The sequence below is a fragment of the Mesobacillus sp. genome (assembly GCF_057785455.1).
In genome coordinates this window covers 393,553-407,841 of the sequence record NZ_JBYNSB010000012.1, presented here as the reverse complement: position 1 = coordinate 407,841, position 14,289 = coordinate 393,553, and the positions used below count along the sequence as shown (strand labels likewise).

Genomic DNA, 14,289 nt, shown 5'->3' with positions numbered 1-14,289 from the left:
TAATCCTGCGAACTTGTTAGAAAGTATTGATTATTGTTGTAAACTGTCATAATATGTAATTGTAACTATTTACCTATAAAGTTATTATTTTATACATCTGGAGGTACAAGGGATGCTAAAAGCAGAAGATTTCTTATTTGAGGAAGTTGAAGAAACAATGATGTTAGCAGAGTATAGTGACGGATGTTCTGGAAGTCGTTCTGATTGTTGTACACGTGTTTGTACTCGTAATGGTCAAGTTGCAACAGAAGCTGAGTGGGGCGCATTTTTAGAGGTTAACTCAGGAGTAGTTCAATATTAATAAATATTGATTAAGAAAGCCTTTTGTATTTATACAAAAGGCTTTCTTATATATTTAGTTAGAATGAATTAGTTTGGGCTTTTAGGGAGGACATTAAGGTATGCTAAAGGAAAAGGATATATTTAAAATTCGAGATGCCGTAGACATATATTTAATTGGTGAAGATATACTTCAAATATACTTTATGAATACGAGAAAGCAACTTCAATTTAAAGCGAATAAATTTACATTACTATTAATCGAATGTATAGATGGGAAAAAGTCTATTTTAGATATTAGGGAAAGACTTGAGGGTAAGACAAATATTGAAATAGATTTAGAAGCTATCAAAAAGGTATTTTCGCTTTTATTTCAAAAGGGAATTATTGTAGAAAATAAACCAAGTCTTCATGCCCCATTTATTTCGGATGAAGTAAAAGAAAGATATGACCGTCAAATTAATTTTTTTGGTGATTTTTTACCAGGAGCTTCTAGAAAATATGAAGCTCAACAAAAAGTTCAGGAATCATGTGTTTTAATTTTCGGATGTGGTTCAGTGGGAGGATGGATGGCTGCTGAATTAGCAATGTGTGGTGTTGAAAACTTCATACTTTTTGACGGAGACATTGTGGAGGAATGTGATATATCACGCCATATATTCTTTAAAGAAAAATATATAGGAATTTCAAAGGTCGATGCTTTAGAGAAGTACTTATTTAATATTAATCCTGAGATTAAAGTTGAGAAGTATCGTGAATTTTTGAAACCTGATACAGACATAATAGAATTAATTAGTAAGTCGGACTTTATTGTTAATACTGCTGATGAGCCTTATATTGGTCATACATCATTAAAAATTTCTCGTGAATGTATTAAACAAAAGAAAGCACATTATATAGCTGGAGGGTTTGATGCACATTTAGCAAGTACAGGGGAGCTAATCATCCCCGGCTTAACTCCATGTGTAGATTGTTATGCAGATTACTTTACTGAGGCGTTAAAAGGTTGGAAACCCAAACCTCATCCAGTAAAAGAACGTTACGAAGAAATTGGTGGGTTATCTAGTATGTCATTGTTTTCTGCAAGCTTTGGCGTGATCGAAATCATTAAGTACATAGCGGGACTAACTGATTTTAAAGCTTACAGTAAATCAAGAGGGGAGTTTCTATATGATACTCTTGATATAAATTATTTATCTGTAGAGAGGGATAAAAAATGTAAAACTTGTGGGGAGATTGTATATGAAGAAGCCTAAAATTAGATCATCTGTTTCTTCAGTGGTTCATGATAATAATGTGATAGAGTTTTTTCTAACGAATACAAGAAGGCAAGTTATGATGAAAGTTCCAAATGAAAATATTATCAAACTTATTTTATCATTAGATGGGATAAGAGATATTGATGAAATTTGCCAAGAATATAATATGGACTCATTAGCTAAAGAAACCATGATTAAGATGTTAAATTTTTTAGAAAGAAAAAATGTGATCATCGATAATGATAAACAATGGAACAAAGAAGAGTACAAACGCTTCAGAAGAGTTTTACATTTTATTGAGGACTATGTTTCAGTATATGAAGAAAAGATAAAAGTATGGAACAACATTAGGAGGTCCCATGTGGTAATTGTGGGCCTTGGTGCCGTAGGAACATGGGTGACTTTTCAACTTGCACAGTCTGGGGTCAAAAGCTTTACATTAATAGATGCTGATAAAGTGGAAAAGACTAATTTGCATAGGCAACTAAGCTTTGGCCTAAATGATGTGGGTAAAAATAAAGTAGATGTTGTGGAACAAAATTTACTAGAAATAGATTCACAAATTTCAGTGAATAAGGTCTATAAATATATTGATGAAACTGGTATAGATGAATATGTTAAAGATGCAAGTTTGGTTATTAATTGTGCAGATAAACCTACAGTTGATCAAACGGCATTGTGGATTGGTGAAAGTTGTATGAAATATCAAATACCACATATTATTGCAGGAGGATATAATTTACATTTATCTTTAATAGGTCAAACGATTATTCCCTTTAAGTCAGCCTGTGTAAAGTGCTTTGAAACTAAGCTATCAGAAATAAATCAAATTGAAACTTCTAATTTAAGGAAGTTATATATAGAGAATCGTAAAATAGGAAGTTTTGGACCTATGTGTGCTATTTCTGCAAGTATAGCTTCAATGGAAGCAATTAAGGTACTAAGCAAAGTTATAAAACCAGCAAATATTAATAGGCGTGGCGAATTTGATATTTATTCTATGGATGTTCAATATATGGGTATTTCACATGATGTTAATTGTGAATGGTGTGGGAAGAATGGAAGATACCTAGAGAAAAGAGGTTAATCGCAGTGAATAATAATGATTTTATTCAAATAAAAGGGGCGAGAACAAATAACTTAAAAAACATCAGTGTTAATATACCTAAAAATCAACTAACAGTAATTACTGGTTTATCAGGATCTGGTAAATCATCCTTGGCTTTTGATACTATTTTTGCAGAAGGGCAAAGGAGATTTATCGAGGCATTATCGTTCAATAATAGGCGGATTTTTGATCAAATGCCAAAACCAGATGTAGATTCTATCCAAGGTTTATCTCCGGCTATTTCCCTAAGTCAAAATAATACTAATAGGAATCCAAAGTCTACGGTTGCAACAATTACAGATATTCACAATTATACTCGACTATTATTCAGTAGGATTGGTAAGGATGATAGTGGTCAAAAGACAAATTTAGAGCCGAAATACTTTTCCTTTAATAGTCCTTATGGTGCATGTAAAGAGTGTAACGGAAGAGGAACTACTTTAGAAGTTGAACCTAGTCTCTTAGTTAATACTACTCTTACTTTAAATGAAGGTTCGATTTTACCTTGGAGTGAAGAAAAAGGTCAGTATTATATAAAACTTTTAGAAAAAGTTTCACAAGATTTAGAAATAGACATGAATAAACCTGTGGGCAACCTTAAAAAAGATATTATTCAGAAGCTTCTTTATGGAATTCCGGATAAAAAATATAAAATTAGTTATAAAAATTATCAGGGGAAATATAGAACACGTACTGTTTTATTTGAAGGTGTCATAAAAGATGTTAAGAAAAAATATAAAGAAACTCCTTCAGATAGCAAGAAAGAAAAATTAAAAAGTTTTATGATTGAAAAAGATTGCCCAGGTTGTCAAGGTTTTAAGCTTAATAAGGACAGTTTAAAGGTCCTTATAGGAGGGCTCAACATAGGAGAAGTTTCTAGCCTATCAGTTGGAAAAGTATTCGATTTCTTTGATAAACAAATATTCAAGTATCTAGACGACGTCGAAAAACAAGTTGCAGATTTAATTATAGATGAGATTAAAAAAAGATTATATTTCATGAAACAAATTGGACTTTCCTATTTATCCTTAAATAGATCAATTTCAACCTTGTCGGGTGGAGAAATTCAAAGGCTGAGATTAGCAAATCAAATTAGTTCTGATATGTCAGGTGTCTTATATGTTTTAGATGAGCCATCTATAGGTCTTCATCAAAGGGATAATGAACGACTAATTGGAATGTTAAAAAGATTGGTGGAAGGTGGCAATACTGTAATAGTAGTAGAGCATGATGAAGAAATAATGATGTCTGCGGATTACCTTATTGATATAGGACCGGAAGCTGGTAATGGTGGAGGGAGAATTCTAGCAATAGGTACTGCGGATGAAGTTAGTAATAATGTTAACTCTTTAACAGGTCAGTATTTATCACATCAAAGAAATATAGAAATACCGAAAAGTAGAAGAAAAGCAAATGGATTTGTAACCATTTATAATTGTAAAGAAAATAATTTAAAAGATATTGATGCAAAGTTTCCTCTAGGGGTTCTAACAGCGGTAACGGGTGTTTCAGGATCTGGAAAAAGTACATTGGTCAATGAGCTACTATTCAAAGCATTATCAGTTGGTACCGGAAAAGGTTATTTAGTCGAACCGAGTGGGTTTAGCAGAATCGAAGGTGTTGATGAAGTTGGAAAAGTTATTCGAGTAACTCAATCACCTATTGGCCGAACACCTCGTTCCACTCCAGCAACATATACTGGTGTATTTGATAATATACGTGATTTATTTGAACAATTATCTAAAGCTAATAAAAAATCTTATAAAAAGAGTGATTTTAGTTTTAATGTCGAGGGTGGACGATGTGATGAATGTAAAGGTGAAGGATATTTAAAATTTGACTTGGGTTTTGTATCTGATCTCTATATTACTTGTCCTGAGTGTAAGGGTAGCAGATATAAAAAGGAAATACTTCAAATCACCTATAAAAGCAAATCAATTGCAGATGTTCTAGAGATGTCTGTGGAAGAAGCATTGGAGTTTTTTAAGGAAGAAGAGAAAATAGTAAGGAAACTTCAAGCACTTGTTGATGTTGGCCTTAGCTATATTAAGCTAGGACAGCCCTCAACTACCTTGTCAGGTGGTGAAGCTCAAAGAATTAAGCTGGCAAGTTATCTCTATCTACAAGATTCTGGAAATGATGTATTTATTTTTGATGAACCAACAACAGGTCTACATGTCCATGATATACAAAGGTTAATATCCATCTTTGATAAATTAGTAAATAGGGGGAATACATTAATCGTAATAGAGCATAACCTGGATGTAATCAAATGTTCCGATTACATAATTGATATAGGTCCCGAAGGTGGGGACGCAGGGGGAAATATCGTTGCGGAGGGAACACCGGAAGAAGTAGCAAAGGTAGATAAATCTTTAACGGGTCAATATTTGAGAACTAAGTTGATAGAAAGATAGTTAGGTGAGCAGCATAGGGAGGTCCCTATGCTCTTTTTGTAAATATTTAATGGAAACGGAAAGTTTATTAGTTCAAGCAGAAGAGGAGATAAAACATCCTATAAATGGATATAAAACCTAATGTTTAAAACTCAACAATAAATGGATACACAAGGAATGGAGGGATGAAGATGAAAATACTGATTATTGGTGGAGATGCGGCAGGTATGAGTGCTGCGATGCAAATGGTCCGGAACAGCTCTGGGCATGAAATCACTGTTTTGGAAAAGGGAGGCGTGTATTCATACGGACAATGTGGTCTGCCTTATGTGATCGGTGGGAAGATTGAGTCCACAGATCTGTTAATCGCGCGCACTCAGTATACTTATAAAGAAAAGTATGGCATTGATGCACGTGTATTTCATGAAGTCCAAAAGTTAGACGTGGAAAATAAAATGGTAAGTGGAATAAACCATAGTAATAGTGAAACGTTTAGCCTTCCATATGACCGCCTTCTGATTGCAACTGGTGTAAGCTCGGTCGTTCCAGAGTGGAAAGGTGTGACACTTCCGGGTATTTTCTCACTAAAAACCATCCCTGATGCAAAAGCGATAATTGATTATCTGGAAAGAGATATAAAGAATGTGACCGTGATTGGTGGCGGATACATTGGGCTTGAAATGGCCGAAAGTTTTGCGGAGCTCGGCAAGAAGGTAACGATCATTGAAAGAAATGAGCAATTAGCCAAAATATTTGATAAAGACATGGCCGAACTGATTCATGAGGAGGCAGGAAAGCAAAACATTGCGTTAAAAATGGGTGAATCCGTGGAAGCATTCTGCGGAAGTGACCATGTGGAATCTGTGAAAACCGATAAAGGAGAATATGAAACAGATTTGGTGCTGGTCGCTGTAGGTGTGAAGCCGAATACTTCCTTTTTAGAAGGAACAGGAATCAAAACAATTGGAAATAGTGCGATCCAGGTAAATGCCTATATGCAAACCAGTATCGAGGATATCTACGCTGCAGGAGATTGTGCCACACAATATCACCGGGTAAAAGAAAAGGATGACCATGTCCCATTGGGAACACATGCCAATAAGCAAGGACAAATCGCCGGATTGAATATGGTTGATGTACATAAAACCTTTAAAGGAATTGTAGGCACTTCCATTATTAAGTTTTTCGATTTAACCCTGGGGAGAACAGGGCTATCAGAAAAAGAGGCAAACATGCTGAATATCCCCTGTGGCTCTGTAACCATTACAGCAACTGATATCGCTGGTTATTATCCCGATGATAAAACAATGAAAGTGAAGCTGGTCTATCATAATGAGACACATAAGGTCCTTGGCGGGCAAATTATTGGAGAAAATGGCGTCGATAAACGGATCGATGTACTAGCGACGGCCATATTCCATTCCATGACCACCGAAGAGCTGCTTGATTTAGATCTGGCGTATGCTCCCCCGTATAATGGGGTGTGGGATCCTATTCAGCAGGCGGCTAGGAGAGTGGAGTAGAAGCATGGGGACGTATCTAGTGCTTCCTTTTTATAATGATTTTTAGTGTGGGAGAGACATAGCGACGGTTCTCGTGTCTCATCCGTGAGCCAGAATAGGTTGATAACTATTGATTGAAAAGGGAAGCAAATAATGTTTCCCTTTTGCTTTGTTCAGAGCGTGCAAGAGGAACCAGCAGCCTATTTCACTGAAATCCTGAAGGTGAAGTTCCAGGAGCGTTATTTTGAAGAGCTTTAAGATTTGCTGGCTTGTTGAGATATTCCATATCATCTCATAATCAGTCCACTTGGAATTCAACTATGTTCTGTGTTCTATCTAAATAAGCAGAGAATGCTTCCCAAAAAGTGCAAATTGCAATAAGTGGGACTGCTGCAATTTCCCTGTAGCCCTTTTTATTTCTTTTTCCTCAGTTTTTGTAAGTACATGGCCATACCTACGTATATGCTTAAGAGTAAAAATATGAATAATGGAGTGGATAGTGAATCCATCGCATCACCTTCTATTTCAAGTCGTGTAACGCAGGGTGAAAAAACAGTAGGAGGACGGCAATAATGGGTACCGACACCAGGAATGCTGCTAATGCATTCTTGTAGTGGATTTTAATGATTGTAAAAGTAATGAGGTTGAATAAGATAGACCACCAGGCGTTCCAGCCGTTTTCATAAATAAATAGACCCTTTGCCTCAAAGAGGTATTCTATGACAGAGAAATATGCTACCCAGATCATAAAATAAAAAAATCCTCGTACCTTACCTTTTGGAAAATACTGAAGATAAAGCATCAATACGACAGGGACAATGAAAAATGTGAAGGTAATTTCGATCAGTGTGTGATTTAACCAAGCTACTGTAACGGCTTTGTACTTCCATAAAGTGTGTTGGTAAAACAGGAAGTTATACAATAAATTACATATTATGTAGAACTGGATCGTAGGGTAGTATTCTTTCCAATTTTTCCATTTAACGAATTTTACTGCAAACACGATATAAACAACAATGACCAATAATAGATACATGACCAAAAACCTCATTAAACTTTTAGTAAAATTATCTCCGAAAAGAGGCTTCCTTAGACTTATGGAAAACAGTGGGATGGAATTCTTGTCCTATTTGGGAGTCGGAATAAAGCTGGATGATGATGCTTAGATAACTTAAGGGAAGCTAAATAAAGCAGGCCCTTTAAATTTAATGGCAGGAGGGATTTTTTTTTACCGTAAGCAGGGATTTTCAGGACACAAGAGCCGTCTCGATGTCCCTCGCTGTCTGGTGCTATGCTGTCACTTGTACTTAATTTCTTTTTCTAATTCATGGAAACTTCTGCTTTAAATGCTTTCCGTGTTGATTTAAACTAAGTTCATTCCAAGTAAAAAGAAATGAAGTGATAATATGAATCTTAAAATACAAATTCCTTTTTTTATTGTCGGACTTATAGTTTTTAGTTACGGTATAGCTGTGGCAATCAAGGTTAAGTACTTAGGGGTCCATCCCTGGGATGTATTGAATATTGCACTTTATGATAAGTTTGGCTTAACGATCGGAACATGGAACGTAATTTTTGGTATCATGTTAGTCCTTATAACTCTTTTGATTGATCGTACTTATGTTAATATTGGCACCTTTATCAATGCATTGATGGTTGGCACATTGGTTGACTTTTTTCTCTGGCTGGATGTTTTGCCCCAGGCTTCGACGCTCATATTTGATGTGTTAGTATTGCTGCTTGCTATTGTGATCATGGGGATTGGAGGAGGAATGTATAATGCTGCCCGGATCGGATCAGGGCCAAGAGACGGATTTATGCTTGCGATTTCAGTTAAGCTAGGGTATTCAATCAGCAGAGTACGAATTATTGTTGAGTGTATGGTGCTGGTGGTTGCCCTATTACTAGGCGGGCCGGTGTTTATTTTCACCTTCATTTATACATTTATCCAGAGTCCTATTTTTCAGGGGTCCTACAAGGTGTGTACGAGATGGATTGAAAAGATTTCTAGCTCAATGAGCAAAAAGGTGATTTCTATGTAATAACAGACGTGTCTATTGCTACTGTTTTTTTAAGGTAGCCAGGAAGCATGGGGACGTACCCAGTGCTTCCTTTTTTGCAGGTAATGATGATGGAAGCGGAAGAAATGTCCACGTGTATCATTGGAACTTTCTTGTAGAAGCATGGGGACGTATCTAGTGCTTCTTCTTCTATCAGGTTAACTACTAAAGAAGGAGCACAGGGTACGTCCCTGTGCTCCTTCTTGTAATGTGGTCAATTGTTTAAAGGGATATCTAAATATTTTTCATATCTTTGCTTTTCAAGGTTTAGTTCATAAACTCTAATAAAATTCACTTCAAAGTTTGGATATGGTGTCAATTCTTTATCTGCTAATTCCTCCATTTCTTTTAGTTCCTTTTTATAGAGTCCAGTAGAAATGTTTCCACCGTATTGTTCTATTCCCAGAGTTAAGTGAGGTACATAGGCATCGAGTTCAAAATACTTTTTTATTAAGTCTTCTGAAGGAGAGATCTCTTGCACTATTTTTTGATGCAATTTCTGTAAATTATTTGAGTTAACACTCAAATATAAAATGTTAGCTCCAAAGTACTGTGGCTTATCAATTGACACTTGAAAAGGCCTGAATTTATCACAGACTTTTCTTACATTGTCTATCCACTTTTTATCTGGGGTTAATCCGCCTTGTGCTTTCAAAGTTATATGAGGCTCAACACCTGATTGGTTAATCCATTTACTTTGAAAATGCTCGATTCGTTCTAAGTATTCTTCTGGTGGGACAATTCCTATAAAATACTCCACTTCCATTCTTCTCTACCCCTATTATTTTCAGTTTTAATAATTCTACCAAAAATTTCAAAACAAACAAATGAAACTATTATTCATAAAACAAGGAGCATGGGGACGTATCTTATGCTTCTTATTTGGTTAACACTAGAGATGGAGCACAGTGTGCGTCCCTGTGCTTCTGAAGAGGCGGCAGAACGGGCCCGCTGTTGCGTTGATTCTATAAAACAGTTAATTGAATAGGTATAGTAGTTAATACAAGACTAGTATTTTTAAGATCCAGATTATTCCTGGCATGGACAGGTCTGGGAAGAGAAGATTTTTGGTAAAGGAGTAGTTATGGATCAAAAAACGATGAATGAACTCATAAAAGCAATGGAACACGCAAAGGCGCATCACCAAGAGTTAGAGAGGAAAAGGGATGAAAAACTCTGGATACAAGTTGATGAACCATACCGGCTGATCGATGCTTTGCCAATGCTGACAAAAAATGAATTAGACAATATCCGTAAGCATCTTGGACTGAGTGGAGTAAGTACCATGAAAAAAGCAGAACTGGCAGTGGAACTGTCTCGTGTAATTCCAACCAGATTCGAGAAGGTTTTATCGATTTTTGACAAGGAAAGGTACGGATTAATAAAAAGGATCATAAAAAATGGGGGAATACTGCCTGTTGATGATCAATTTCCGAGCTTCAAGATTACATCGCTCAGGGATCTTGGAATTGTATATCCTGTCCTAAAGGGTGGGCATAAGCAATTAATGGTGCCGGTGGAAATTATTGATTCATTCGCTGAAATCGATCAAGTCAAGCTGCAGGAAAGCATCCGCCAAAATACAGAGTGGATTCAGCTTGTTCACGGGATGATTTATTATTATGGTGCGATGGAGTCTTCAAAAGTATTGGATAAAATTGAAGCTTTTACGAAGGGCGAAGTGGATATCAGGAAATATTACGATGTCATTGCGGGTGCCAGTGATTATTATCGACGATTAAGGATATTGCCTTATTCCTATGGTGGATATATCGCCGCCGACAGTATTCTTAATACGGAGAGCATAATCAAGGAACACAAGGCGAGACCTGATATTCCATACTATCCGTTTACAAAGGAACAGCTTTTAAAAGCTGGAGAACCGGGGTTCGTTGATAAGTCCCCTGAAATGGTGAAGTTCCTGCAGTTTTTATCAGAGTCATATGACCTGACAGCTGAGGATAAAGACGAGATCGCAGAACAATTGATTGAGTTGATCAACACAGATTCCCAGCCAGCAAAGTTGCTAGAGTATCTGCAAAGCAGATTGGAGATTCCTTCCTTAGAATATTTTGAGCAGCTGACTGCATTCATTATGGAGGTTTACAACCATACTCGCATGTGGGCCTTGAAAGGTTATTTTCCGATAGAATTACGTAAAGAAAGGGAAAAGCATACAAAAGCAAAGTCTGTCTTTCCACTCAATCAGCCGCAAAATGCTTCCAATGTCATCGATATAGCTACAAAGAAGAAGGCAGGACGAAACGATCCCTGCCCATGCGGCAGCGGGGAAAAGTATAAGAAGTGCTGTGGGAGATAACAGAGACTAAGGGACGCAGAAGCATAGGGACGTATCTAATGCTTCCTTGAAGTAAGTTGAAAGAGGTGAAGTGAGAGAATGAATCTTAAAATAAAAGTTCCCTTTTTTTTAGTCGGGCTTTTGCTTTTTAGCTACGGTATAGCTGTGGCCATTAAGGTTAAGTACTTAGGAGTCCACCCGTGGGATGTATTGAATCTTGCACTTTATGATCGGTTTGGTTTGTCAATCGGATCGTGGAGCTTAATTTTTGGTCTCATGTTAGTTCTTGTAACGCTTTTGATTGATCGCAGTTATGTTAATATTGGTACCTTTATTAATGCACTGATGGTAGGCCCGATGGTTGACTTTTTTCTCTGGCTGGATGTTTTGCCCCAGGCTTCCACGCTCTTGGTTGATGTTTTCGTCTTGCTGCTCGGTATTCTGATCATGGGTATTGGTGGGGGAATGTATAACGCCGCTCGAATCGGATCAGGGCCAAGAGACGGATTCATGCTTGCGATTTCAGTTAAGTTCGGGTATTCAATCAGCAGAGTGCGAATGATTGTTGAGAGTATTGTGCTGGTGGTTGCCCTTGTACTGGGCGGGCCGGTCTTTATTTTCACCTTCATTTATACGTTTATCCAGAGTCCTATTTTCCAGGCTGCCTACAAGGCATGTACAAGATTAATAGAAAAGTTGACTAGCACAAATAAAAAGGCAATTTCTATGTAATAACAGGGGAAGGAAGGAAGCACGGGGACGTACCCAGTGCTTCCTTTTTTGCTGCTAATGATGATGGAAGCAGAAGAAACGTCCCCGTGCTTCTTTGAAACTTTCTTGTATATTCCTTCGTAATCTATACAAAGGGAATTGATGGGGTGGAACAGTTGAAGTTTTATGTTTCCAGAATTTATTTGTTTGTCATACTGGTTTTGTTTACTCCTTTAGTGGTTGTGATTGGGGAGGATATTTATTCAAGTGTAGGGGTTGAAATGACTGGGCGGCTTTGGGCGAGGCTGATTGTTCTATTATTAGGTGAGCTGTTTTTCTTATATGGGGTTGTTTTTTCGTTTAAACAATTAATTAATCCAACATTGCTAATAACTGTGACAGAAACAGGTGTAATTATTGATCGAGATAGAAGAAATATTGAAATTGGATGGGAAGATATAGAATCATATATGCTCTGCGGAAAGCCTGGCGCAGGCGGCGTTGCTTATTTTTATATCTTCCTGAAAGATGGAATAGGCTCTCCAGCTACTCCTAAGCAGATTAAGATTGAATATCATTTTATGAAAAATAAACAAAAACTGAAAGCAGCCTTCGACGAAAAGAAAATCAAAGAACTTCCAGCTGATTATGAAGCCGTAAAAAACATCAAATGAAGAAGCACGGGGACGTACCCAGTGCTTCCTTCTTTGCTGCAAATGATGATGGAAGCACAAGAAACGCCCCCGTGCTCCATGGAAGCAGAAGATACGTCCCCGTGCTCCATGGAAGCAGAAGATACGTCCCCGTGCTTCGCCGTCTGCCTTCATTCAGCCGATTTTCTTTTAACGTTTGCCAGCTTCAATCGGCTTTCGGGCAGACTTGGAATATCGTTCATGCTGTAGCTTAAGTCCTGCTTCGGGACTGTATAACTTAAATGATTGACGAGGTAATCCACCGCTACCCTGAGAATGTCCAGGGTCAGCCACTCTCCCGCACAGCGATGGCCGATCTCATATTCTCCTCCGCCTTGAGGGATGAAATCAAACGGGCTGCCGGACCATGAGAGAAAACGGTCGGGAGCAAATACTTCGGGCTGATCCCATTCTTCCGGATGATGGTTGGTGCCGTATAAATCCAGGAGGGTGAGGGTGTCTTTTTTAAACTTATAGCCCTTCCATTCGAAATCCTGCTTCACTCGCGCAGCCACAAAAGGAAAGAACGGATAGAAACGACGCACTTCCTGAATGAAGCGCTGTTGCTCGTCCTTTCCGCCATTTTTCACTTTCGCGGCTTCCTCTGGATGTTCATACACAGCCAGAGCAGTGAAATCTATATAGACAGAGATCGCGACAATTGGCCGGAGCAAATTTAACAGTTCAACAGCCACAACAGCTGAATCCAGCAATTCACCATTAGGATCTTTATGAAAAGAAAACTGATAAAGAGCCCGCTGCTCATCAGGATGAATTTCTTTTGCACGGACCTTGTCTACTAATTCTTCGAGCCATTCTTCTGCTTTTGAGCGGGACTGCCGTGCCTGCCAGTGCTTCCAGCCCATACTCGCCGCACCTTCAAACATGACGCCCAGTTCGTCTGTCCACTTCTTCAATTCATCATTTTGAAGCGGGACTCCTGTCCACTCGAAGGCTGTTTCCGTCAGCATTTGTTTCGCTTCATTGTAAAGGATGATTTCCTCCTCGGCTTCCCACCTTTTGCTATAACGATCTAACTTTTCGGCAAAGATGGCCTGTATGTCATGAAGGGACTCCTTTGACATCAGGGACATAAACATCGCTTTTCTGTTCAAATGAGGCTCGCCGTCCAGACCTTGGATGCCACCTACACCAAATAAAGTTTTTTGGACGAGTTTAGGGGCTGCATTTTCCCGTTTGAAACTGTCATTGTCATAAAAAATCTCCGCCGCTTCTTTTCCAATCAGGCAAATGCCGGTTTCCCCCAAAAGGTTTGTTTCAAAAACTGGAGAGTCATACTTATCACTCCGGTTCATTATGTATTGATAGCCTTCCCTGAGGAGGCGGAAGTTTTCAAGCAATCCTGTCTCCTTTGGCATTTCTTTATGCTCTTTCATTTCTCTTCCCCCTTTATGCTAGGATCATCTTTTCTATATACCACATCTTGAAGCAGCCAAACGGTGTCCTTTGGCTGGTTCTTGGTCATGAATTTCATCCAGCATTTGGGTATAGAATGTACCGTTATCGCTAAAGACAAATTAGAAATTTATGCTTGCGGTCTTTTTCTAGCAGGCAACTACGCTACGGCAGATGCTGGAACAAATGCCTCGTATGCTGATTATGCTTACGTGACTTCGAGAAAGTAATGAAGTGTCAGCAACTGGCTTGGTGCAAGTGGCTTCCCCGTGTTCCTTATTTCAGTGCTATAGATAAAAGTGGACCGGAGCAGTTAGTTTGAAGCACCAGTCTCAAAAATGAGAGTCCACAGCTGAGCTCAAATTTACAAAAAAAGTTCACAAATTTAAAATTGACTTTACAATTTTGACGGAATATACTTAGAAGTGTTAAGACCTAAAACGTTTTCGGAAAATGTTTTTATAGTAATAAAAGCGTTCCAAGTCTATACCATATTATCAACAGCAGAAAAAGGAAGCAGTGGGTACGTCCCCTTGCTTCAGCTAGATGCACACCCGTGCTTCTGGG

12 protein-coding genes are annotated in these 14,289 nt (G+C 38.0%); 9 read left to right on the top strand and 3 right to left on the bottom strand.

Annotated features, from left to right (window positions below; translation table 11 throughout):
• The first annotated feature begins 112 nt into the window (after window positions 1–112).
• From AC3EBE_RS04585 to AC3EBE_RS04565, 5 genes are all read left to right on the top strand, one after another.
• On the top strand, window positions 113–301 hold the full coding sequence (locus tag AC3EBE_RS04585; protein ID WP_488593826.1) for a hypothetical protein: 189 nt from the start codon (window positions 113–115) through the stop codon (window positions 299–301).
• A gap of 100 nt (window positions 302–401) precedes the next feature.
• On the top strand, window positions 402–1,535 hold the full coding sequence (locus AC3EBE_RS04580; RefSeq protein WP_488593825.1) for a HesA/MoeB/ThiF family protein: 1,134 nt from the start codon (window positions 402–404) through the stop codon (window positions 1,533–1,535).
• Window positions 1,522–2,625 (top strand): ThiF family adenylyltransferase, encoded by a 1,104-nt coding sequence (locus AC3EBE_RS04575; RefSeq protein WP_488593824.1) that lies wholly within the window; start codon window positions 1,522–1,524, stop codon window positions 2,623–2,625. Before AC3EBE_RS04580 ends, AC3EBE_RS04575 begins: the two co-directional genes overlap by 14 nt.
• A complete protein-coding gene (uvrA, locus tag AC3EBE_RS04570) occupies window positions 2,583–5,063 on the top strand; it encodes an excinuclease ABC subunit UvrA (protein ID WP_488593823.1) in 2,481 nt (826 codons plus the stop codon). Before AC3EBE_RS04575 ends, uvrA begins: the two co-directional genes overlap by 43 nt.
• A gap of 170 nt (window positions 5,064–5,233) precedes the next feature.
• The gene (locus AC3EBE_RS04565) at window positions 5,234–6,565 is read left to right on the top strand and encodes a CoA-disulfide reductase (protein WP_488593822.1); all 1,332 of its coding nucleotides are present in this window, start codon (window positions 5,234–5,236) and stop codon (window positions 6,563–6,565) included.
• Between the two features lie 499 nt (window positions 6,566–7,064).
• Here AC3EBE_RS04565 and AC3EBE_RS04560 read toward each other — a convergent pair whose 3' ends face one another.
• Window positions 7,065–7,580, bottom strand: coding sequence for a CBO0543 family protein (locus tag AC3EBE_RS04560; protein ID WP_488593821.1), 516 nt, complete (start codon window positions 7,578–7,580; stop codon window positions 7,065–7,067).
• Between the two features lie 370 nt (window positions 7,581–7,950).
• Between AC3EBE_RS04560 and AC3EBE_RS04555 the strand changes: the two genes are divergently transcribed.
• Window positions 7,951–8,586, top strand: a complete 636-nt coding sequence (locus tag AC3EBE_RS04555) for a YczE/YyaS/YitT family protein (RefSeq protein ID WP_488593820.1) — start codon at window positions 7,951–7,953, stop codon at window positions 8,584–8,586.
• A gap of 232 nt (window positions 8,587–8,818) precedes the next feature.
• On the opposite strand, the gene AC3EBE_RS04550 is transcribed toward AC3EBE_RS04555, so the two are convergent.
• A complete protein-coding gene (locus tag AC3EBE_RS04550; protein ID WP_488593819.1) occupies window positions 8,819–9,370 on the bottom strand; it encodes a 2'-5' RNA ligase family protein in 552 nt (183 codons plus the stop codon).
• 318 nt (window positions 9,371–9,688) lie between these two features.
• On the opposite strand from AC3EBE_RS04550, the gene AC3EBE_RS04545 reads away from it, so the two are divergent.
• From AC3EBE_RS04545 to AC3EBE_RS04535, 3 genes are all read left to right on the top strand, one after another.
• Entirely contained in the window at window positions 9,689–10,924 is a 1,236-nt protein-coding gene (locus tag AC3EBE_RS04545; protein WP_488593818.1) for a YecA family protein, read from the top strand.
• A gap of 78 nt (window positions 10,925–11,002) precedes the next feature.
• Complete coding sequence (locus tag AC3EBE_RS04540; protein ID WP_488593817.1) at window positions 11,003–11,635, top strand: YczE/YyaS/YitT family protein; 633 nt, start codon at window positions 11,003–11,005, stop codon at window positions 11,633–11,635.
• Between the two features lie 155 nt (window positions 11,636–11,790).
• A complete protein-coding gene (locus AC3EBE_RS04535; RefSeq protein WP_488593816.1) occupies window positions 11,791–12,288 on the top strand; it encodes a hypothetical protein in 498 nt (165 codons plus the stop codon).
• A gap of 149 nt (window positions 12,289–12,437) precedes the next feature.
• Here AC3EBE_RS04535 and cypC read toward each other — a convergent pair whose 3' ends face one another.
• The gene (cypC, locus tag AC3EBE_RS04530; RefSeq protein ID WP_488593815.1) at window positions 12,438–13,703 is read right to left on the bottom strand and encodes a CYP152 family fatty-acid peroxygenase CypC; all 1,266 of its coding nucleotides are present in this window, start codon (window positions 13,701–13,703) and stop codon (window positions 12,438–12,440) included.
• Window positions 13,704–14,289 lie beyond the last annotated feature (586 nt).